The following is a 22,042-nucleotide window of genomic DNA, read 5'->3' on the forward strand; positions in this document are numbered from 1 at the left end:
TTTGATTTTGTTTTTAAGATCAAGATCAAAAGATCGCAGCCTTCGGCAGCTCCTACAGGGGATCAGGTGTTACTGTCCGCTGTAAATCTGATCAAAAACCCCACCATCATTGAAGTGCGTCTTCTGCACCGTACGCCAGTCACCAAAGGTCTTCTCCACCGAGAGGAAATCCACTTTCGGGAAGCGATCGGTGTACTTCGCCAGCACCGCTGGATCACGCGGGCGCAAGTAGTTCGCCGCCGCAATTTCCTGACCTTCCGGCGACCACAGGAACTTCAGATATTCATCCGCCGCCGCACGCGAGCCTTTCTTGTCGACGACTTTATCGACCACGGAAACCGGTGGTTCAGCCTCAGCCGAAACACTTGGGTAGATCACTTCAAACTGATCACGGCCAAACTCGCGGGCGATCATTTCGGCTTCGTTTTCGAAGGTTACCAGTACGTCGCCGATCTGGTTGGTCATGAACGTGGTGGTCGCGGCGCGGCCACCGGTATCGAGCACCGGCGCTTGCTTGAACAGTTTGCCGACGAAGTCCTTGGCCTTGTTCTCGTCGCCGCCGTTCTTCAGCACGTAACCCCAGGCCGAGAGGTAGGTGTAGCGGCCGTTACCCGAGGTTTTCGGGTTCGGCACGATCACTTGCACGCCGTCCTTGAGCAGATCCGGCCAGTCCTTCAGGGCTTTCGGGTTGCCTTTGCGGACGATAAACACCGTGGCCGAGGTGAACGGCGCGCTGTTGTTCGGCAGGCGCGTGACCCAATTCTCCGGGACCAGTTTGCCGTTGTCGGCGAGGGCGTTGATGTCGGTGGCCATGTTCATGGTGATGACGTCAGCCGGCAGGCCATCGATCACCGAGCGCGCTTGCTTGCTCGAGCCGCCGAAGGACATCTGCACGGTGATGTTTTCGTTGTGCTCGGCTTGCCAGTGTTTCTGGAACGCAGTGTTGTAGTCCTTGTAGAAATCGCGCATCACGTCGTAGGAAACGTTAAGCAGCGTCGGGGCTGCCTGGGCGATGTTGGCCAAGGCCAGGCCGGCGGCGAGAAGTGAGGCGCCAAAGAGTTTTTTCACTGCGCATTCCTTGTTTTATCTGTGTAGGAGCAGGGGGTGATGTTCAATTGCCACCGACTATAACGGCGCGCGCATAGTCGCTTAAAGATTAAAAAGCTCTTTGCTTATTCCAGTTTCTTGAACAAGGCATTGCCACATCGTGAGCAGAAGGCCGCGCCGTGTTCGTGGCTGTTTTTCTTGCACACCGGGCAGTCGTGTTGCAGCTGTTCACCGCGCATGGCGTTGGCCAGTTCGGCGGTGAAAATACCGGTGGGCACGGCAATGATTGAGTAACCGGTGATCATCACCAGCGACGAAATCACCTGGCCCAGCGGGGTCTTCGGCACGATGTCGCCGAAGCCCACGGTGGTCAGTGTGACGATCGCCCAATAGATACCTTTGGGAATGCTGGTGAAGCCATGTTCCGGGCCTTCGATCACGTACATCAAGGTGCCGAACACCGTCACCAGCGTGCAGACGCTGACCAGAAACACGACGATCTTCTGCTTGCTGCCGCGCAGCGCCGACATCAAATAGTTGGCTTGCTTGAGGTACGGGCTGAGTTTGAGTACGCGGAAGATCCGCAGCATGCGGATGATCCGAATGATCAGCAGGTACTGCGCGTCGCTGTAATACAGGGCGAGGATGCCGGGCACGATCGCCAGCAAATCCACCAGCCCGTAAAAGCTGAAGGCGTAGCGCAAGGGTTTCGGTGAGCAATAAAGACGCAGGATGTACTCGCCGAGAAAGATGATCGTGAAGCCCCACTCGATGTAGGCCAGCACGTCGGCGTAGTTCTGGTGAATGCTGTCGATGCTGTCGAGCATCACGATCACCAGACTGGCGAGGATGATCAACAGCAAGATGCCGTCGAAGCGACGCCCGGCGAGGGTGTCGCTTTGGAAAATCATGACGTAAAGCCGTTCGCGCCAACTGTTGCTGCTGTCCATGGATAACGCCTGAATCGAAGATCAGCGCAGCCTAGGTTGATTCTCCCCATGAGCGCAAGGCGCACGCTCGACCGGGGTTTTGCCGAGCATCTGGATACCGGCGCGGATCAGCCAGCCGGCGAGGATGAACGGCGCGGTCAGGGTCGCAAGGCCAACCGCTGCAAACAGTGGCGTCACCAGCAGCGCCAGGACGATGCCGAGCAGCGGCAGCCACGGTTGTTGGCGTTGCGCAGAGAACGCGAGTGCGGCCAATACGGCGTTGTAGCTGCCCAAACCCAAGAGCGCAGCGCTGGTTTCGTGGTGCAGCAGGCTCGAAGCCAGACCGATGGCTGACGCCAGCATTGCCCAGCAAAACGCCCGCCGATCAGCCAGTAGCAAACCAATGGCGATGAGCGCGCCGGCCAGCGGATGACCAAGGAACATCACCTGGCCCAAACCGCGCAGTTCGGCGGCGAGCAGGTTCAGCGTGTTCATCTCGATGTGCGCCATCGGCGCCGATGGTTCGGCAAACATCAACAGCACCCAGCTCATGGCGACAAACGGCGAGGTATAGGCCGGAATCGATCGGTTGCGGTACACATGTTTGAGCCATTGCTGTGTGGCCATTGCGCTCAAGCCGCCGGCGGCGAGAATCAGCGGCGGCAGCATCGGCGACCACGGGAAATACAGGCTCAGCAGCAGACCGAGTAAGATGCCGTTGTAGCTGAACAGTCCGGCCTGGCGATCAGCCTTGGCGTAGTTGCGGCGTTGCGCGGTGAGCAAACCGGCGACGGCACCGAGCAGCGCTCCGGCGAACAGCACGGGTGCCGTCAGCAGGATCGCCAACAGGCACAGCAGGCCGCACAGCGGATGACGCTGGAGGAATATTTGACTGAAACCGTTGAGCAAAGCCTCGGCCCAGTCGGGGCAGTGAGTGTTGAAATGATTGGCAGGCATGGGCAGTTCATTCGGTACTGATCGTTCCCACGCTCTGCGTGGGAATGCCTCAAAGGACGCTCTGCGTCTGCTCTTGGGACGCAGAGCGTCCCGGGCCGCATTCCCACGCGGAGCGTGGGAACGATCATGGTGGGCGGTTAAATCAATGTTTCGATCCGCAGCGAGTTAGTCGACCCCGGCTGACCAAACGGCACGCCGGCAGTGATCAGCAGCGTGTCGCCACGCTCGGCCATGCCTTGGGCCTGGGCGATTTCCAGTGCGGTCGAGCAGACTTCGTCAACCTGACGCAGGCGATCGTTGACCACCGAGTGAATGCCCCACGCCACGCTCAAACGACGCGCCGTTTGCAGATTCGGTGTCAGGTTGAGGATCGGCGCTTTCGGCCGCTCCCGCGCTGCACGCAAACTCGAGGTGCCCGACTCGCTGTAGTTGACCAGCACCGCCACCGGCAGCACGTTACTGATGCGACGGATCGCGCAGCTGATCGCATCGGACACGGTCGCTTCAGCCTTCGGCCGGCTGACGTCCAGCTGAGTCTGATAATCCGGGCCGTTCTCCACCTGACGAATGATCTTGCTCATCATCTGCACGGCTTCCAGCGGGTATTCGCCGGACGCGGTTTCTGCCGACAGCATCACCGCATCGGCACCTTCGGCCACGGCGTTGGCAACGTCGGTCACTTCGGCACGGGTCGGGGCAGGGGAGAAACGCATCGACTCAAGCATCTGCGTCGCCACCACCACCGGTTTGCCCAGTTCGCGGCACGTAGTGATGATGTTTTTCTGAATCTGCGGCACGCTTTCGGCCGGCACTTCGACGCCGAGGTCGCCACGAGCAACCATGATCGCGTCGCTCAATTCAGCGATTTCGCGCAGTTGCTCAACGGCGGAAGGCTTCTCGATTTTCGCCATCAGAAAGGCTTTGTCGCCGATCAATGCGCGGGCCTCGATGATGTCTTGCGGGCGCTGCACAAACGACAGCGCGACCCAATCCACGCCCAACTCCAGACCGAAGCTCAGGTCGCGGCGATCCTTGGCGGTCAGCGGGCTGAGGTCGAGCACCGCTTGCGGCACGTTCACACCTTTGCGATCCGACAGTTCGCCGCCATTGAGCACGGTGGTGTCGATCGCATCGTCGTACTTGGTGACCACGCGCAGACGCAGTTTGCCGTCGTCGAGCAGCAGATCCATGCCCGCTTCCAGCGCGGCAATGATCTCCGGATGTGGCAGGTTTACCCGGCGTTCGTCGCCCGGTGTCGCGTCCAGATCCAGACGGAATGCCTGACCGCGATGCAGTTGCACCTTGCCGTCAGCGAACTTGCCGACGCGCAGTTTCGGCCCCTGCAAGTCCATCAGAATGCCCAGCGGGTAGTTGAGCTGGCGCTCGACTTCGCGGATCCACTGATAGCGCTTGGCGTGGTCGGCATGATCGCCGTGGCTGAAGTTCAGGCGGAAGATATTCACCCCGGCCTCGACCAGCTCACGGATGTCTTCGATGCCATCGACAGCAGGCCCGAGGGTGGCGAGGATTTTGACCTTTTTATCAGGCGTCATGATTTGGAGCTCTCAAGGATCAGAATGGCGCGGAAGTCGTTGACGTTGGTGCGGGTCGGCTCGGTGACGATCAGCGCATCGAGCGCCTCGAAATAGCCGTAGCCGTTGTTGTTATCCAGTTCGTCGCTGGCGCTCAGGCCAAGGGCGGCGGCGCGGGCGTAGCTGTCCGGGGTCATGATCGCGCCGGCGTTGTCTTCCGAGCCGTCGATGCCGTCGGTATCACCGGCCAGCGCGTAGACGCCGGGCTGGCCTTTGAGGTTTTCGGTCAGGCTCAAGAGGAACTCGGCGTTGCGTCCGCCACGGCCATTGCCGCGTACGGTCACCGTGGTTTCGCCGCCGGAGAGAATCACGCACGGCGCTGCCAGTGGCTGGCCATGGTTGATGATCTGGCGGGCGATGCCGGCATGGACTTTCGCCACTTCGCGCGACTCACCTTCGAGGTCGCCGAGGATCAGCGTGCTGAAACCGGCCTGACGGCATTTCACTGCCGCCGCATCCAGCGATTGCTGAGGACGGGCGATCAACTGGAAGTGACTGCGTGCCAAGGACGGATCACCGGGTTTGACGGTTTCCGACTCAGGGCTTTGCAGCCAGGTGCGTACGGAAGCGGGAATGTCGATGCCGTAGCGTTTGATGATCGCCAGCGCTTCGGCAGATGTGCTTGGGTCGGCCACGGTCGGGCCGGAAGCGATGACCGTGGCGAGGTCGCCCGGCACATCGGAAATCGCGTAGGTATACACAGTGGCAGGCCAGCAGGCCTTGCCGAGACGGCCGCCCTTGATCGCCGAGAGGTGCTTGCGCACGCAGTTCATCTCGCCGATGGTCGCGCCGGATTTGAGCAGGGCTTTGTTGATCGACTGCTTGTCGGCGAGGGTGATGCCTTCGGCCGGCAACGCCAGCAGGGCCGAGCCGCCACCGGAGAGCAGGAAGATCACGCGGTCGTCCTCGGTCAGGTTGCTGACCAGTTCGAGCACGCGTTTGGCCACGGCCAGGCCGGCAGCATCCGGGACTGGGTGCGCAGCTTCGACCACTTCGATTTTTTCGCACGGGGCGCCGTGACCGTAACGGGTCACCACCAGGCCAGACACTTCACCTTCCCAGCAGCGCTCGACCACTTGCGCCATCGCGGCGGCGGCTTTGCCGGCACCGATGACGATCACCCGGCCGGTACGATCGGCGGGCAGATGGGCTTCGAGAACTTGGTTCGGATGGGCCGCGTCGATGGCTGTGGCAAACAGCTCGCGCAGCAGTTGTTGCGGATCGACCGACATGGCGGGCTCCCGGAATTCTTGTTATTCGAAAGGGCAACTCGGAACCCTGTGGGAGCTAGCCCTGCTAGCGATTCAGGCGGCGCGGTCGTGCAGGCACACCGCGTCGATTCCATCGCCAGCAGGGCTGGCTCCCACAGGTTTGGTGCAGGTTGGGGCAGGGCTTACTTCTTGTCGCGAATCGAGAAGTTGGCCATGTGTTCCAGACCTTTGATCAGCGCCGAGTGGTCCCAGTTGCTGCCACCGATGGCCGCGCAGGTGCTGAACACTTGCTGGGCGTTGGCGGTGTTTGGCAGGTTGATGTTCAGTTCCTTGGCGCCTTGCAGGGCCAGGTTCAGGTCTTTCTGGTGCAGGCTGATGCGGAAGCCGGGATCGAAAGTGCCTTTGATCATGCGCTCGCCGTGCACTTCAAGGATCTTCGAGGACGCGAAACCGCCCATCAGTGCTTCACGCACCTTGGCCGGATCAGCACCGTTTTTCGAAGCGAACAGCAGGGCTTCAGCGACGGCCTGAATGTTCAGGGCAACGATGATCTGGTTGGCGACTTTGGCGGTTTGACCGTCGCCATTGCCACCGACCAGAGTGATGTTCTTGCCCATGGCCTGGAACAGCGGCAGGGCGCGTTCGAAGGCATCGGCGTCACCACCGATCATGATGCTCAGGGTTGCGGCTTTAGCGCCGACTTCACCGCCGGAAACCGGTGCGTCGAGGTATTGCGCGCCTTTCTCGTTGATCTTCGCAGCGAATGCCTTAGTGGCGGTCGGCGAGATCGAGCTCATGTCGATGACGATTTTGCCTTTGCTCAGGCCTGCTGCAACGCCGTCGGCGCGGAACAGTACGTCGTCTACCTGTGGGGTATCCGGCACCATGACGATGATGAATTCAGCTTCCTGCGCGACTTCGCGCGGGTTGGCCAGAGCGACGGCGCCGGCGGCGACCAGGTCAGCAGGGGCGGCGTCGTGGTGCGCCGACAGGAGCAGGCTGTGACCGGCTTTCTGCAGGTTCGAAGCCATTGGGTGGCCCATGATGCCGGTGCCGATAAATCCGATTTTAGCCATGAGAAAATCCTCTTTTTATTCTGATGCTGCAATGCAGTCTTGGAGACGCAGCAGATTCATTGTGGGAGCTGGCTTGCCAGCGATGGCGGTGGTTCAGGCAACATGTTTGTTGTGTGTGCTGCCGCCATCGCGGGCAAGCCCGCTCCCACAGGGTTTTGTATTGTTCGTTCAGATTGCGTTGTGGGTTTTCAGCCAGCCCAGACCTGCTTCGGTGGTGGTCAGCGGCTTGTATTCACAGCCAACCCAACCCTGATAACCGATGCGATCAAGGTGTTCGAACAGGAAGCGGTAGTTGATTTCGCCGGTGCCTGGTTCGTTGCGGCCCGGGTTGTCCGCGAGCTGCACATGGTTGATCTCGCCCAGGTGCGATTGCAGGGTGCGGGCCAGATCGCCTTCCATGATTTGCATGTGATAGATGTCGTATTGCAGGAACAGATTGGCACTGCCGACCTGTTCGCGAATCGACAGGGCTTGCGCCGTGTTGTTCAGGTAGAAGCCCGGGATGTCGCGGGTGTTGATCGCTTCCATCACCAGTTTGATGCCCGCCGCTTGCAGCTTGTCGGCCGCGTATTTCAGGTTGGCAACGAAGGTTTTTTCCACGGTGGCATCGTCAACGCCTTGCGGACGAATACCGGCCAGGCAGTTGATCTGGGTGTTGCCCAGCACTTGCGCGTAGGCAATCGCCAGATCGACACCGGCGCGGAACTCTTCAACCCGATCCGGCAGGCAGGCGATACCGCGCTCGCCCTTGGCCCAGTCACCGGCCGGCAAGTTGAACAGCACTTGGGTCAGACCGTTGGCGTCGAGCTTGGCCTTGATTTCAGCGGAGCTGAAGTCGTACGGGAACAGGTACTCGACACCGCTGAAACCCGCCTTGGCGGCGGCGTCGAAACGGGCAAGGAAATCCTGTTCGGTGAACAGCATGGACAGGTTGGCTGCGAAACGCGGCATGGTGGTCTCCCGTTCTAGATTCTCGTTCCCACGCTCTGCGTGGGAATGCCTCAATGGACGCTCTGCGTCCGCTTTGGGACGCAGAGCGTCCCGGGCTGCGTTCCCACGCAGAGCGTGGGAACGATCAGCGGTCAGCAGTTAATCGAGCAGCGAAATCGCCGTTGGCGCATCGTTGCCGACCAGCGCCAGGTCTTCGAATTCGTTGACGGCGTTGATCTCGGTACCCATGGAGATGTTGGTCACACGCTCCAGAATGATCTCGACGATCACCGGCACTTTGAACTCTTCGATCATCTGTTCGGCCTTGCGCAGGGCAGGGGCGATTTCCGATGGTTCGAATACCCGCAGTGCCTTACAGCCGAGGCCTTCAGCCACTGCGACGTGGTCAACACCGTAACCGTTGAGTTCCGGCGCGTTCAGGTTATCGAAGGACAGCTGCACGCAGTAGTCCATTTCGAACCCGCGCTGTGCCTGACGGATCAGACCCAGGTACGAGTTGTTCACCACGACGTGGATGTACGGCAGTTTGAACTGAGCGCCGACCGCCAGTTCTTCGATCATGAACTGGAAGTCATAGTCCCCCGACAGGGCCACGACTTTCCGGCTCGGATCGGCCTTCACCACGCCCAGCGCTGCCGGAATGGTCCAGCCCAACGGGCCGGCCTGGCCACAGTTGATCCAGTGACGCGGCTTGTAGACGTGCAGGAACTGCGCGCCGGCAATCTGCGACAGACCAATGGTGCTGACGTAGCAGGTGTCCTTGCCGAACACCTGGTTCATTTCTTCGTAAACGCGCTGTGGTTTGACCGGCACGTTATCGAAGTGGGTCTTGCGGTGCAGGCTGGCTTTGCGCTGCTGGCAATCTTGCAGCCAGGCACTGCGGTTTTTCAGCTTGCCGGCGGCTTGCCATTCACGGGCCACTTCGATGAACACGGTCAATGCTGCAGCGGCGTCGGAAACGATGCCCAGATCTGGCGTGAACACACGGCCGATCTGCGTGCCTTCGATGTCGACGTGAATGAACTTGCGGCCTTCGGTGTAAACGTCAACCGAACCGGTGTGGCGGTTAGCCCAACGGTTACCGATCCCCAACACCACGTCGGATTTCAGCATGGTCGCGTTGCCGTAACGGTGCGAAGTCTGCAGGCCGACCATACCCACCATCAATGGGTGATCGTCCGGAATGGTGCCCCAGCCCATCAGGGTCGGGATAACCGGGATGCCGGTCAGCTCAGCGAATTCAACCAGCAGATCGCTGGCGTCGGCGTTGATGATGCCACCGCCGGCCACTAACAGTGGGCGCTCGGCTTGATCAAGCAGGGCCAAAGCCTTTTCAACCTGGACGCGGGTCGCGGTTGGTTTGGCCAATGGCAGCGGCTGGTAGGCGTCGATGTCGAATTCGATTTCGGCCATCTGCACGTCAAACGGCAGGTCGATCAGCACTGGGCCTGGACGGCCGGAGCGCATTTCAAAGAATGCTTTCTGGAACGCGTAAGGCACTTGGCCCGGTTCAAGAACAGTGGTCGCCCACTTGGTGACTGGCTTGACGATGCTGGTGATGTCGACAGCCTGGAAGTCTTCCTTGTGCATACGGGCGCGGGGTGCCTGGCCGGTAATGCAGAGGATTGGAATCGAGTCGGCCGAGGCGCTGTAGAGCCCGGTGACCATGTCGGTACCGGCAGGGCCGGAAGTCCCGATGCACACGCCGATGTTGCCGGCCTTGGTGCGGGTGTAGCCCTCGGCCATGTGCGAGGCGCCTTCAACGTGGCGAGCAAGGACGTGATCGATGCCACCGACTTTCTGCAAGGCGGAGTACAGCGGGTTGATGGCAGCGCCCGGGATGCCAAAAGCGGTATCAACCCCTTCACGGCGCATCACCAGAACGGCGGCTTCGATTGCTCTCATTTTGCTCATGGTTTTGTGCCTCTTTACGTTTTGTAATTGTATACAAGTGGCTTTGCGCAGAGTGTATTCACGGCGGACGGCGCAGGTCAATCCATTTTCTCAAGCGCCTGTTTCATTCGTCGGAAGCCTTTATGACTGTGGCTTTTCGTCGCATGTGGCGCTTTTCGAGAATTATTGTATACAAAAAAATAACTCATTGTGTTCTATTTGTTGCATCGGGCTGCGGCAGAAAAGCGCAGCCCCACGACTTTCCCTATAACAAAATGAGGACGGCACCATGAGCGCTTTAACCTTGAAAGTCGCAGTCAACCTGGTCAACGAAGCCATCAATGCAGGGCGCGGCATCAACGCCGCGCCGCTGACCATCGCGGTACTCGACACCGGCGGCCACTTGATCACCCTGCAACGCGAAGACGGCGCCAGCCTGCTGCGCCCGAACATCGCCATCGGCAAAGCCTGGGGCGCCATCGCACTGGGCAAAGGCTCACGCCTGCTGGCCCTCGACGCGCAACAACGCCCGGCCTTTATTGCCGCACTGAACAGCATGGGCCAAGGCAGCGTCGTGCCGGCACCGGGTGGTGTGTTGATTCGTGATAAGGCGGGTAACGTGCTGGGAGCGATCGGCATCAGCGGCGATCTGTCGGATATTGATGAGCAAGTAGCGATCAAAGCGGTGGAGGCGCTGGATCTGCGGGCGGATGCGGGGGTGGCGGCCTGACCGGAAAATAAATCAGCACGTCTGATGGCGTGATGATGACGAAGCGGGGCGGGGTCTATAGACTGCCGCCCCTCTCGTTTATGTATCAAGGAAGATCTGCGTGAAGACGCTATTTGCCATGACGATGGCCGCCGCCATCACCCTCTGCACGCCCGTCCTGCATGCGACGGAAGCCCCCGACGCCGACGAAATCGCCTTTAACGCGCTGAGCCCTGTGGTTTCTGCACTGCTCAACGCCGACGATGTACCGGAGTTGATGGAGCGCGCCGAGAAGCTCGAAGAAACCGACACGTTGCAGGCAATTGCGGTTTACCTGGCAGCCTCCCGTGAAGATCCCAAGCAACTGCTGGCGCCTTATCAGGTGGCGGCGCTGTTTGCCCGCCGTGGCGATGATCGACTGGCGCTGCGCTATCTGCAGGAGGCCGATGATCGTGGCCTGTGGTTCGGCCCGCTGCTGGCAGGGGACGAAGACTTCTCCGAGCTCCGCGACACCGCCACCTTCAAATCCGTACTGGCCAGCGCGCAGCAGCGTTACAAGAAAATCGCCGAGGGCAAGGTTGGCGCGATTTCCGTGCTCAATCCCTCAGCGAAGATCCCTGTGCCCAAAGCCTGCCGCCCGGTGGTGGTGTGGCTGCACGGTTACGGCGTCAATGGCGAGCTGGATGCAGACTACCAGCCGCTGGCCGACACTGGCGCAATCATTCTGGGGATCAACGGCACGCAAATGATCAACGCGGTCGACAGCTTCCGCTGGATCGGCCCCGGTTTCGAAGGCACCCATCAAACGGTGCAGAAAGGCCTCAAAGCCCTCGAAGCCCAGCAATGCATCGACCGCAAACGCGTGTTCCTGATGGGCTTCTCGCAAGGTTCGCAACACGCCGGCGCGCTGTTGGCGCAACACCCGGACGATTACGCCGGCGCACTGCTGCTGTCACCCGGCGGCAATCAACCGACGCCCACTGAAAGCAAGGCGCGCGGCAAGCGTGTGTTTGTCATCAATGGCAAAAAAGAAGGGCCGGGCAATCTACAGATGAGCGCCGATTTCCGCCAATTGTTCAGCGACGGCAACGAGGTCAAATCCCGCACTCATGAGGCTGGACATACTTTCCCGGACGACTGGAACACCTCGCTGCCGCAGGCGTTGCGCTGGTTGATGGGGGAGGAGGTTTGAGATGCGGGTGTATCGGTTTGATCGCTAGCGTCTGATCGATTGTCATCGCTGGCAAGCCAGCTCCCACAAGGTTTCTTGTCTTGTTCAGATTTTGTAACCAATACAAAAACCTGTGGGAGCTGGCTTGCCAGCGATGGCGGCCTGACTGACACATCAAGAAAAAAGACCAGCCCGCCGTATAGACCACAGAGGTCTAGCCTTCTGATGAACCCATCATGAAGGGGCAATGGATTGCCTGATCTTCCTGCTTCACATCGTCTGCGAGCCGGTCGCTATGCCGAGCCCAACCGCATCTATCTACTGACTACGAACACACTTGATCGAAAACCCATCTTCGCCAATTTCTCTCTGGGCAGATTGGTGGTTCATCAATTTCGTCGCGCGCAAAATGTTGGACTGGCAAAGTCGTTGGCATGGGTAGTCATGCCGGATCATTTTCATTGGTTGATTGAGCTGGAAAACTGTTCGCTCAGAAGGCTGATGGGGGAAACCAAGTCGCTGATTGCACGAGACGTGAATTTGTCTCTTAACCGAAGCGGGGCGCTTTGGCAGCAAGGTTTTCATGATCGTGCATTGAGGCGTGAAGATGATTTAGTGCAGATGGCGCGCTACGTAGTGGCCAACCCCTTGCGGGCTGGCTTGGTGGAAAAGCTTGGTGACTATCCTCTGTGGGATGCGATTTGGATTTGATCTGAAATCGAGTTGCTTCCATCGCTGGCAAGCCAGCTCCCACAGGTTTTTGTGTTGAATCTAGATTTAGCAGACAAACAAAAATCCCTGTGGGAGCTGGCTTGCCAGCGATAGCATCACCGCGGTCTTATTGATCCGGCTCACACCCTTTCAACACCAACCGGATAATCGTCTGCGCCGCCGCTTCATAATCGGCTTCATCCAGTTTGTCCTTGCCGGTCACGGCAGAAATCTGCCAGTCGAAGTCGGCGTAGGTCTGGGTCGCGGCCCAGATGCTGAACATCAGGTGATTAGGGTCGATCGGGGCAATTTGCCCGCGGTCGATCCAGCTCTGGATGCAGTCGATGTTGTGCTTGGCCTGGCCGTTGAGTTGCTCGACCAGGTCAGCGCTCAGGTGCGGGGCGCCGTGCATGATTTCGCTGGCGAACACCTTGGAGGCGAAGGGCAGGTCGCGGGAGATGCGGATCTTCGAGCGGATGTAGCCGCTCAGCACTTCGCTCGGCACGCCGTCCGGATTGAACGGCGTCGAGGCCTGCAAAATCGGCACGATGATGCTTTCCAGAACCTCGCGGTAAAGGTTCTCCTTGGACTTGAAGTAGTAGTAGACGTTGGGCTTGGGCAATCCCGCCTTGGCGGCGATGTCGCTGGTTTTGGTCGCAGCGAAGCCCTTGTCGGCAAACTCCTCACTGGCGGCACGCAGGATCAGTTCTTTGTTGCGCTCGCGGATTGTGCTCATAAACCCGGTGGTTCCTTGCCTGTTCTGGCGGTTGCGCATGGTAGCACCGGCCTCGCGCGGCGCTCAAGAATGCCCCGTGTGGTCTGTGGTCGCGTTATGCTTCGCAACATTCATACATAAAAGGAAACAGGATTCATGGCAGGAAGCAGTTTGCTGGTGCTGGTCGACGATATTGCCACCGTGCTGGACGACGTGGCGTTGATGAGCAAAATGGCCGCCAAGAAGACCGCCGGCGTGCTCGGCGACGACCTGGCGCTCAATGCCCAGCAGGTCTCCGGCGTACGTGCCGAGCGGGAAATTCCTGTGGTCTGGGCCGTGGCCAAGGGCTCGTTCGTCAACAAACTGATCCTGGTGCCGTCGGCGCTGGCGATCAGTGCGTTCGTGCCTTGGCTGGTGACACCCTTGTTGATGGTCGGCGGTGCGTACCTGTGTTTCGAGGGTTTCGAGAAGCTCGCGCACAAGTTTCTCCACAGCAAGGCTGAAGACGAAACCGAGCATGCGCAGCTGACGGAAGCGGTGGCCGATCCCGCTACCGATCTGGTGGCGTACGAGAAGGACAAGATCAAAGGCGCGATCCGCACTGACTTCATCCTCTCGGCGGAAATCATCGCGATCACCTTGGGCACCGTAGCGGATGCCTCGCTGACCCAGCAGGTGATCGTGATGTCCGGTATCGCCATCGTCATGACCGTCGGTGTTTATGGTTTGGTAGCAGGCATCGTCAAACTCGACGACCTCGGCTTGTGGCTGACCCAGAAGCCTGGGCAGATGGCGAAGAAAATCGGCAGCGGCATTTTGAGTGCGGCACCGTACATGATGAAAACCCTGTCGGTGGTCGGTACGGCGGCGATGTTTTTGGTCGGCGGCGGCATCCTGACTCACGGTGTGCCGGTGGTGCATCACTGGATTGAAGGTGTCGGTGCGGCGGCGGGGAGTGCCGGTTTTGCAGTGCCGATGTTGCTCAACGGTGTGGCGGGGATCATTGCTGGTGCGGTGGTGTTGGCGGTGGTTTCTGTCGTTGGCAAAATCTGGCGCGCAATTAAAGGTTGAACGCAATAAACCTGAGGGAGCTAGCCCTGCTGGAGATTGCGGTGAGTCAGCCCCCGAATGGATAACTGACAAGACCCCATCGCTAGCAGGGCTAGCTCCCACAGTTTGATTTGTGTTGGCTATGAAAAAGGGCCATTCGACTCGCATCGAATGGCCCTTTTTTGTGCCTGCCAAAACTACTCGGCAATCTGCAACTTGCGCGCCTCGGTGTACACGTAGCGCACTTTTTCGTACTCGAACGGCGAGTTCATCTGACCGTAGCGGAAGCTGGTCTGATAACGCTTGTCGACCGCACGCAGGGCCCAGACTTCCGGGTGGTTGGAGCTGACTTCCGAAACATTGAGGAAGTTGATCGCTGACTCGGCGGTGTAGTCCACGGCGAGGCCGGCGGTGTCGCGGATGTTCGACGGGCCGAAGATCGGCAGTACGAAGTAGGCGCCACCTGGCACACCGTAGAAGCCCAGGGTCTGACCGAAGTCTTCGCTCTGGCGCGGCAGGCCCATGGCGGTCGCCGGGTCCCACAGGCCGGCGATGCCGATCGTGGTGTTGAGCAGCAAGCGCGCGGTGGTTTCCATCGAGCGCTGACCCTTGAACTGCAACAGGCTGTTGACCAGGTTGGGTACGTCGCCGAGGTTATTGAAGAAGTTGCTCACCCCGGTACGCACGAAGCTTGGCGTGATGTAACGGTAGCCATCGACCACCGGCAGGAACACCCATTGGTCGAACCGATAGTTGAAGTGATAAACCCGACGGTTCCACGATTCCAGCGGATCGTAGACGTTCAGCGCATTGAGCGTTGAGCGCTCGAACTCGCGCTGATCCAGCCCGGGGTTGAATTTGAGTTTGGTCAGCGGCTCTTTGAAGCCGTCGCTGTCGACGACCACCGGCGCGTTGGCTTTACTGTTGTCGGCCTGGGCCACGCCTGCGCAGAGGAGCGCTGCCATCAGCAGGAGATATTTAGCCACGGAAGAACTCCAGCATGGCGTCGCTGTTGACGCGATAGTTAAGGTTGCCGCAATGGCCGCCCAGTGGGTAAACAGTCAGGCGATCGCCAAACGTCTTGCGCAGGAAACCGAGGTCGCCCGGGCCGAGGATCACGTCGTCGGCGTTGTGCATGACGGCGATTTTCGGGCTGTCATGCAGGTAATCCTTGAGTGCATACAGACTGACCTGATCGATCAGTTGCAGCAGGCTGCCGCCGTCGGTGCGTGCGCGCCACATCGGAATCACCTGATCGGTCAGGTAGCAATCGAAGTCGCACTGCAGCGCACGCTTGAGGAACGGCGTGAGGCTGGTGCCTTCGGTGATCGGGAATTTCGGCGGTGTGATCAGGCCGCGACGGTTGATCAGGTCCGAGGTGAACGCAATGTCGGCTGCCGAGAAACGGAACGAGGTGCCGATCAGCATCGCCATCTGTTCGTTGGTCAGGTGCTGCTTGGACTGCTGGAAGTCATAGAGCAGCGCATCGTTGAGGTCGATGTAGCCTTTCTGCTGGAAGTAGCGGGTCAACTTGCTCAGCACCAGTTCATAGAACGTTGTGCTGTTATTGATGCCCTTGACTTCGGTTTGCACCAGCTTGTCGAGGTTGGTCACCGAGGTGTAGAGGTTGACCGGCGGATTAAGCAGCAGGACTTTCTTGAAGTTGAAGCTGCGGCGGGTCTCGTCCAGGTGCGCAACAAACGCGGCATCCAGGGCGCCGAGGCTGTAGCCGGTCAGGTAATACTCGGTGACCGGCAGTTTCGGGTTCTGCGCCCGCACGGCCTGCATCACCCGGTACATGTCTTCGGCGTCTTCCTTGGTCACGCCCGGGGTGGCAAAGCGGGAGGCGGCGCTGATGAAGTCGAAACTGGTCGGCGACGACAGCTGCACGACGTGGTAGCCGGCCTTGTAATAGAGCTTTTTCAGATACTCGTTGAGCGTGCTGTCAAAGCGCGCACCGGTACCGGCAATCAGGAAAATCAGCGGTGCCGGTTTGTCCTGAGTGGCGATGCGGTAGGTGAGTTTCTTCACTGCCCAGAAATTGTCCGGCAGTATGAACTCGCGTTCCGGGCGCAGCGTCAGGCTGCGGTCCGACTGAGTGATGTCGTCATCCAGCGGCAGCTCCGGGCGCAAGTCCGGCGGCGTCGTGGCGATGGTCGCCTCGAACGGGTTGGTCAGGGGGTAGCCATAACTGGCGGCGTCGATATCCACCGCCAGTGCGGACGCACTCAAAATAAGGCCGCTGAACAGCGCGGCGAAGCGCAAGGAACGGAGCATGACTAGATCCCTTAGAGGAAGGTGCCGAATGAAGTTCGCAGGCTATGACCACCGGGTGTGCGCCAAAGTGCCATGCTGCGGCACCAAACAGGCGGAATTCGGAGTAATAGTAGCTGGACGATACACTTTGCACCGCCTCTATGAACAGTTAACAGTTGTTAGCGCTTGCACACTGCTGTCGGCAGATTAAGCTGGCCGCCGATTTCCCACGTTTGGAGTGCTTCATGTCCCGCCGCTTGCCCGTGATTTTGCTGCTTGTTCTGCTGCCGTTGTGGCTGGCTGCCAGTTATGCCGCGCGGTACGGTTTTATGGAGGATGGGCAGTGGGTCGGCATCTGTGTGGATGAGGCCAGTCGTTGGGAATGCCAGGTGCGTTCGAACCTTGGTTTGATGATCCATTTCAAGGTGCTGGGCTGGGTGGCGTTGGGGGCGGCGCTGATCGGTTTTGTCGTGCCCGGTCGGGCAGGGTGGTGGCTGGCGGTGCTGGCGCTGGTGGTCGGGGTGCCGGCGCTGGCGTTGTACAACACGACGCTGGCGGTGTTTGCGTTGGTGATTGCCGGATTGCGGTTGGTTCGCGAGTCTCGTAGCGCCTGATCGGGCGCTATCGCCAGCAGGGCTGGCTCCCACACTGGATCTCTGTGAACACAATGTTTGTGTCGGTCACCAATTCCTGTGGGAGCTAGCCCGGCTAGCGATGAGGCCATCAAGGCCGCTGCAAATTATCGGGTACGAACCCGCAGACAACGCCACAAAGCAGCGACCATCAAGCCACTCACCAACGCCCAACCCCACGCCTGCTGGTTCTGCAACCCTTCCTGATACAACTGCGGCGCAATTCCCGCGCCGACAATAAACGTCAGCAGCGCAATCTCCCGACGCGGCACGCGCACCGGCCGGCACAGATAAACCAGCGCCGGCAGCACAAACGCCATGCTCGCAAAGCTGCGGTAACGCGGATCAAACACCATCTCGAGCATCATCACCGCAGCGGCAAAACCTGCCGCTGCGACCAGCCAGCCAGCGCGGCGCTCAAGCAGATTGAACGCCCGTTCACGCCAGCCAGTGCGCGCACTCAATGTGAGCGCGGCATGCGCCAACACCAATAGATTCAACGCAGTCAGCAAAACCGACCCACAGCCACTCGCTGGCAAACCGCGTCGTCACCCGCGCCAGATCACCCCAAGCGCCGATCGAGCAGGCGGCGAGGGCGCCCAGTAGCGGCAACAGCAGTGCCGAACGTGTGGTGCGAACGCGTCCACCCAGCACCAGCGTGCCGAGGAAAATCAAACCACCGATCGCCAGCCACTCTTTCCAGAACGGCACGTTGGTTACCGGTCCGGCGAGCACGCCTTTGTCCTGGCGATCCGCATCAAACAGTCCCCAATAACCACCGACCGCGCCTTCGCTGCCGCGCTTCCACGGCTGGTCAAACGCTTCGATCAGGTTGTAATGCCAGCCTTCTTTCTCGGCCATTGCGACAAAACCACGAATGAACTTGGCCTCGTTGACCCGGCTCGGCAGGGCGGTTTCACGCTGGCGGCCTTCGCTCGGCCAGCCGGTTTCGCCAATCATCACGTCCTTGGGGGCGAACTTGTTGCCGAACACCTGACGCACCTCCGCGACGTGTTGCAGGAGGACGTCGATGTTCGACGGATCATCTTCCCAGTACGGCAGCAGGTGAATGGTCAGGAAGTCCACCGCTGGCGCGACTTCCGGGTGCTTGAGCCAGAACTCCCAGACATCGGCGTAGGTGACCGGTTGCTTGATCTGACTTTTGACCTTGTTGATCAGTCGGGCCAGTTGCGCACCGGTGACTTCCTTGCGCAGCAGCGCTTCGTTGCCGACGATTACCGCACTGACCACATCCGGGTTGGCGTTGGCCGACTGAATCAGCAGATCGACTTCCTTTTCAGTGTCGACCGGGTTGCTGTTGACCCAAGCGCCGATCATCAATTTGAGACCGTGTTTGCGCGCCAGATCCGGCAGTGCCTCAAGGCCCGCCATCGAATAGGTGCGAATGCATTCAAAGCGGGTCGCCAGTAACGCGAGGTCGGCGTCCATGCGCTCCGGACGCAACTTGAACGGTACGTCGAACGGTGACTGGTCTTTATCGAACGGCGTGTAGGAAGCGCATTGCAGCTTGTGCGTCGGCGTTGCGGCGTCGGGCAGAATCACCGGTTGGCCGAGGCCGTACCAGAAGCCGCCGAGGGCAAACAGCCCGAGCAGGCAGGCGAAGAAATAAGGCAGAAAAGGAAAGCGGGACGTCGCGGACATGGTCAGGCCGAGTGGCTGCAAAGCGACGCATGTTACCTGCATTTATAGAGGGGTTGGTGGCCCGCATGATTTTGACATGCAAAGTTCGGGCGGATTGTCTGGCGCCAAATATTCAGAGGCCATTAATGGCCTTGTGATGTCGTTTCTCGTTGTCTTGAGGTCGCTGACAGAGCAGGTCGCTGTGGTCGTCAGGTTGATGATCAAACCGTCAGTACTCCGCTGATGTTCTAACGAGTTTGCGGTCAGGCGTGATGGGGGCGCCGTGCACCATAACAATACGTTGACGCCGCCCGTCATCCGTCGGGCGCAGCATTTCGGGGAAGTAACGATGAAGATGCGACGACTTTTAGGCGCAAGTGCTGCTCTGGTGCTTGCGATGAGTTCCACTTTCGCCAGCGCAGAAAAACAGACCCTGAACATCGGTTACGTTGACGGCTGGTCCGACAGCGTCGCGACCACCCACGTGGCGGCCGAAGTGATCAAACAGAAACTCGGCTATGACGTGAAGCTGCAAGCCGTCGCCACCGGGATCATGTGGCAAGGCGTTGCCACCGGCAAACTCGACGCCATGCTGTCGGCCTGGCTGCCTGTGACCCACGGTGATTACTGGACGAAGAACAAGGATCTGGTCGTCGATTACGGCCCGAACTTCAAGGATGCAAAAATCGGCCTGATCGTGCCTGAGTACGTCAAAGCCAAGTCGATCGAGGACCTGAAAACCGACGACACCTTCAAAAACCGTATCGTCGGCATCGACGCCGGTTCGGGCGTAATGCTCAAGACCGACCAGGCGATCAAGGATTACGGCCTCGACAAGTATTCCCTCAAAGCCAGTTCCGGCGCCGGCATGATTGCCGAGCTGACCCGTGCCGAGAAGAAAAACGAATCCATCGCCGTCACCGGTTGGGTGCCGCACTGGATGTTCGCCAAGTGGAAACTACGTTTCCTCGACGACCCGAAAGGCGTGTACGGCGCTGCTGAAACCGTGAACAGCATCGGTAGCAAAGGGCTGGAGGCCAAAGCGCCGGAAGTGGCCAAGTTCCTGAAGAACTTCCAGTGGGCGTCGAAAGACGAAATCGGCGAAGTCATGCTGGCGATTCAGGACGGTGCCAAGCCTGAAGCTGCCGCAAAAGAATGGGTCGCCAAACATCCGGATCGCGTGGCTGACTGGACTAAATAAAAGCTTCACCGCCTAACCCTGTGGGAGCGGGCTTGCCCGCGATAGCGGTCTGTCAGTTGACTAATCAGTTGACTGACACGACGCCATCGCTGGCAAGCCAGCTCCCACAGTTTTTTTAGTGTGCTGAAAAATGGCGAATACGTCATGGCCTTCTACTACTAAGGTCGTCTGTTACCGCGCTCGCAGCCGCATACATTAGCTATGTTCCAACAATAATCTGTGCTGCGAGGATAAAAACAATGAACGACAGCATTTACCTCTCGATTCAAAACAGTCCCCGATTCAAGGAGCTGGTTCAGAAAAGAGAACGATTCGCCTGGATTCTCTCGGCAATCATGCTCGGGCTTTACTCCGCATTCATCCTGCTGATCGCCTACGGGCCGCACATACTGGGAGCGAAACTCAGTCCTGAGTCTTCGATTACTTGGGGTATTCCGATCGGTGTGGGGCTGATTCTTTCGGCATTCATCCTCACCGGTATCTACGTGCGCCGCGCCAATGGCGAGTTTGACGACCTGAACAATGCGATTCTCAAGGAGGCTCAGCAATGATCCGGCGTCTACTGGCTCTATTGAGTGTTGCGGCTTTCGCGCCGAGTGTCTGGGCGGCTGACGCGTTGACGGGGGAAGTGGCCAAACAGCCGCTGAACATTCCCGCGATCCTGATGTTCGTGGCGTTCGTGGGTGCGACGCTCTACATCACCTACTGGGCCTCGAAGAAAAACAACTCGGCGGCCGACTACTATGCGGCGGGCGGCAAGATCACCGGTTTCCAGAACGGTCTGGCGATTGCCGGTGACTACATGTCGGCGGCGTCCTTCCTGGGGATTTCCGCGCTGGTGTTCACCTCCGGCTACGATGGCCTGATCTACTCGATCGGCTTCCTCGTGGGCTGGCCGATCATCCTGTTTTTGATTGCCGAGCGTCTGCGTAACCTGGGTAAATACACCTTTGCCGACGTGGCGTCCTACCGTCTCGGGCAAACCCAGATCCGCACGCTGTCGGCCTGCGGTTCTCTGGTGGTCGTGGCGTTTTACCTGATCGCGCAAATGGTCGGTGCCGGCAAGCTGATTCAGCTGTTGTTCGGTCTGGACTATCACGTTGCGGTGATTCTGGTTGGTGTGCTGATGTGCATGTACGTGCTGTTCGGCGGCATGCTGGCGACCACCTGGGTGCAGATCATCAAGGCTGTGCTGCTGCTGTCCGGTGCCTCGTTCATGGCGCTGATGGTGATGAAGCACGTCGGCTTCGACTTCAACACATTGTTCTCCGAAGCGATCAAGGTGCACGCCAAAGGCGAAGCGATCATGAGCCCGGGCGGTCTGGTCAAGGATCCGATTTCGGCATTCTCGCTGGGGCTGGCGCTGATGTTCGGTACAGCTGGTCTGCCACACATTCTGATGCGCTTCTTCACCGTGAGCGACGCAAAAGAAGCCCGCAAGAGCGTGCTCTACGCAACTGGTTTCATCGGCTACTTCTACATCCTGACGTTCATCATCGGCTTTGGCGCGATCCTGCTGGTCAGCACTAACCCGGCCTTCAAAGATGCGGCTGGCGCGCTGTTGGGCGGCAACAACATGGCGGCTGTGCATTTGGCCAACGCGGTCGGCGGCAGTATCTTCCTCGGCTTCATCTCGGCGGTGGCGTTCGCGACCATTCTGGCGGTTGTGGCAGGCCTGACTCTGGCCGGTGCCTCGGCGGTTTCTCACGACCTGTACGCCAGTGTGATCAAGAAGGGCAAGGCGAACGAGAAGGACGAGATTCGCGTTTCGAAGATCACCACCATTGCCTTGGCGGTGTTGGCGATCGGCTTGGGCATCCTGTTTGAAAGCCAGAACATTGCGTTCATGGTGGGCCTGGCGTTCTCGATCGCGGCGAGTTGCAACTTCCCGGTGCTGTTGCTTTCGATGTACTGGAAGAAGCTGACCACCCGTGGCGCGATGATTGGCGGCTGGTTGGGTCTGGTGAGTGCGGTGGGTCTGATGATCCTCGGCCCGACCATCTGGGTGCAGATTCTGCATCACGAGAAGGCGATCTTCCCGTACGAGTATCCAGCGCTGTTTTCGATGATCATTGCTTTTGTCGGGATCTGGTTCTTCTCGATTACCGACAAGTCGGCGGCGGCGGACAAAGAACGTGCACTGTTCTTCCCGCAGTTTGTGCGTTCGCAGACGGGGTTGGGGGCGAGTGGGGCGGTTTCGCATTGATGGTTTGATGGTTTTGTAATGTTGTGCTGAATGCCCCGGTTGAGAGATCGGGGCATTTTTTGTGGGCGGTTATCGGACTTTGGTGTGTTTTTTT

General features: G+C 59.2%; 19 protein-coding genes and 1 pseudogene. 8 read left to right on the plus strand and 12 right to left on the minus strand.

Annotated elements, in window-relative coordinates; genetic code table 11:
- Positions 1 to 69 precede the first annotated feature (69 nt).
- The 8 genes from AC3Y64_RS08005 to gcl form a co-directional block, all read right to left on the minus strand.
- A complete protein-coding gene (locus AC3Y64_RS08005; protein ID WP_105709424.1) occupies positions 70 to 1,068 on the minus strand; it encodes a sulfate ABC transporter substrate-binding protein in 999 nt (332 codons plus the stop codon).
- 104 nt (positions 1,069 to 1,172) lie between these two features.
- Positions 1,173 to 1,997, minus strand: coding sequence for an ion transporter (locus AC3Y64_RS08010; RefSeq protein WP_016987501.1), 825 nt, complete (start codon positions 1,995 to 1,997; stop codon positions 1,173 to 1,175).
- Between the two features lie 21 nt (positions 1,998 to 2,018).
- On the minus strand, positions 2,019 to 2,933 hold the full coding sequence (locus tag AC3Y64_RS08015; RefSeq protein ID WP_489987053.1) for an urea transporter: 915 nt from the start codon (positions 2,931 to 2,933) through the stop codon (positions 2,019 to 2,021).
- A 137-nt stretch (positions 2,934 to 3,070) separates the two neighbouring features.
- A complete protein-coding gene (gene pyk, locus AC3Y64_RS08020; RefSeq protein ID WP_110720781.1) occupies positions 3,071 to 4,486 on the minus strand; it encodes a pyruvate kinase in 1,416 nt (471 codons plus the stop codon).
- On the minus strand, positions 4,483 to 5,757 hold the full coding sequence (locus AC3Y64_RS08025; RefSeq protein ID WP_489987054.1) for a glycerate kinase type-2 family protein: 1,275 nt from the start codon (positions 5,755 to 5,757) through the stop codon (positions 4,483 to 4,485). The genes pyk and AC3Y64_RS08025 overlap by 4 nt, the downstream gene beginning before the upstream one ends.
- Positions 5,758 to 5,918: 161 nt before the next feature.
- Positions 5,919 to 6,812 carry a 2-hydroxy-3-oxopropionate reductase gene (locus AC3Y64_RS08030; RefSeq protein ID WP_489987055.1) on the minus strand — a complete coding sequence of 298 codons (894 nt, stop codon included), beginning with the start codon at positions 6,810 to 6,812 and terminating at the stop codon, positions 5,919 to 5,921.
- A 168-nt stretch (positions 6,813 to 6,980) separates the two neighbouring features.
- Positions 6,981 to 7,763, minus strand: coding sequence for a hydroxypyruvate isomerase (hyi, locus tag AC3Y64_RS08035; RefSeq protein WP_077571696.1), 783 nt, complete (start codon positions 7,761 to 7,763; stop codon positions 6,981 to 6,983).
- 138 nt (positions 7,764 to 7,901) lie between these two features.
- A complete protein-coding gene (gcl, locus tag AC3Y64_RS08040; protein ID WP_007919935.1) occupies positions 7,902 to 9,677 on the minus strand; it encodes a glyoxylate carboligase in 1,776 nt (591 codons plus the stop codon).
- 268 nt (positions 9,678 to 9,945) lie between these two features.
- Here gcl and AC3Y64_RS08045 point away from each other — a divergent pair, with 268 nt between their 5' ends.
- The 3 genes from AC3Y64_RS08045 to AC3Y64_RS08055 all read left to right on the plus strand — a co-directional run bounded on the left by AC3Y64_RS08045 (position 9,946) and on the right by AC3Y64_RS08055 (position 12,247).
- Complete coding sequence (locus AC3Y64_RS08045) at positions 9,946 to 10,386, plus strand: GlcG/HbpS family heme-binding protein (protein WP_489987056.1); 441 nt, start codon at positions 9,946 to 9,948, stop codon at positions 10,384 to 10,386.
- A 100-nt stretch (positions 10,387 to 10,486) separates the two neighbouring features.
- On the plus strand, positions 10,487 to 11,557 hold the full coding sequence (locus AC3Y64_RS08050; RefSeq protein WP_489987057.1) for an alpha/beta hydrolase: 1,071 nt from the start codon (positions 10,487 to 10,489) through the stop codon (positions 11,555 to 11,557).
- A 231-nt stretch (positions 11,558 to 11,788) separates the two neighbouring features.
- Positions 11,789 to 12,247: an REP-associated tyrosine transposase gene (locus tag AC3Y64_RS08055; protein WP_489987058.1), complete on the plus strand. Its 459-nt coding sequence runs from the start codon at positions 11,789 to 11,791 to the stop codon at positions 12,245 to 12,247.
- 127 nt (positions 12,248 to 12,374) lie between these two features.
- Here the strand turns inward: AC3Y64_RS08055 and AC3Y64_RS08060 are convergent, their stop codons facing one another.
- Positions 12,375 to 12,983 carry a TetR/AcrR family transcriptional regulator gene (locus AC3Y64_RS08060; protein ID WP_008083515.1) on the minus strand — a complete coding sequence of 203 codons (609 nt, stop codon included), beginning with the start codon at positions 12,981 to 12,983 and terminating at the stop codon, positions 12,375 to 12,377.
- A 135-nt stretch (positions 12,984 to 13,118) separates the two neighbouring features.
- Between AC3Y64_RS08060 and AC3Y64_RS08065 the strand changes: the two genes are divergently transcribed.
- Positions 13,119 to 14,033, plus strand: coding sequence for a DUF808 domain-containing protein (locus AC3Y64_RS08065; RefSeq protein ID WP_489987059.1), 915 nt, complete (start codon positions 13,119 to 13,121; stop codon positions 14,031 to 14,033).
- A 176-nt stretch (positions 14,034 to 14,209) separates the two neighbouring features.
- On the opposite strand, the gene AC3Y64_RS08070 is transcribed toward AC3Y64_RS08065, so the two are convergent.
- Positions 14,210 to 14,998 carry an MlaA family lipoprotein gene (locus AC3Y64_RS08070; protein ID WP_158959111.1) on the minus strand — a complete coding sequence of 263 codons (789 nt, stop codon included), beginning with the start codon at positions 14,996 to 14,998 and terminating at the stop codon, positions 14,210 to 14,212.
- Positions 14,991 to 16,289 carry a serine/threonine protein kinase gene (locus tag AC3Y64_RS08075; RefSeq protein WP_158959112.1) on the minus strand — a complete coding sequence of 433 codons (1,299 nt, stop codon included), beginning with the start codon at positions 16,287 to 16,289 and terminating at the stop codon, positions 14,991 to 14,993. The genes AC3Y64_RS08070 and AC3Y64_RS08075 overlap by 8 nt, the downstream gene beginning before the upstream one ends.
- Before the next feature lie 224 nt (positions 16,290 to 16,513).
- Between AC3Y64_RS08075 and AC3Y64_RS08080 the strand changes: the two genes are divergently transcribed.
- The gene (locus AC3Y64_RS08080; protein ID WP_489987060.1) at positions 16,514 to 16,882 is read left to right on the plus strand and encodes a hypothetical protein; all 369 of its coding nucleotides are present in this window, start codon (positions 16,514 to 16,516) and stop codon (positions 16,880 to 16,882) included.
- 125 nt (positions 16,883 to 17,007) lie between these two features.
- On the opposite strand, the pseudogene AC3Y64_RS08085 reads toward AC3Y64_RS08080, so the two are convergent.
- A pseudogene (locus tag AC3Y64_RS08085) lies at positions 17,008 to 18,604 on the minus strand (glycoside hydrolase family 17 protein).
- A gap of 286 nt (positions 18,605 to 18,890) precedes the next feature.
- Between AC3Y64_RS08085 and AC3Y64_RS08090 the strand changes: the two are divergent.
- The 3 genes from AC3Y64_RS08090 to AC3Y64_RS08100 all read left to right on the plus strand — a co-directional run bounded on the left by AC3Y64_RS08090 (position 18,891) and on the right by AC3Y64_RS08100 (position 21,948).
- The gene (locus AC3Y64_RS08090) at positions 18,891 to 19,742 is read left to right on the plus strand and encodes a glycine betaine ABC transporter substrate-binding protein (RefSeq protein WP_489987061.1); all 852 of its coding nucleotides are present in this window, start codon (positions 18,891 to 18,893) and stop codon (positions 19,740 to 19,742) included.
- A 239-nt stretch (positions 19,743 to 19,981) separates the two neighbouring features.
- Positions 19,982 to 20,293, plus strand: coding sequence for a DUF485 domain-containing protein (locus AC3Y64_RS08095; RefSeq protein ID WP_122593480.1), 312 nt, complete (start codon positions 19,982 to 19,984; stop codon positions 20,291 to 20,293).
- Complete coding sequence (locus tag AC3Y64_RS08100; RefSeq protein ID WP_016987517.1) at positions 20,290 to 21,948, plus strand: cation acetate symporter; 1,659 nt, start codon at positions 20,290 to 20,292, stop codon at positions 21,946 to 21,948. Before AC3Y64_RS08095 ends, AC3Y64_RS08100 begins: the two co-directional genes overlap by 4 nt.
- The last annotated feature ends 94 nt before the right edge of the window (positions 21,949 to 22,042 follow it).

The sequence above is a fragment of the Pseudomonas sp. 4CAES_32.4 genome, from assembly GCF_058136335.1.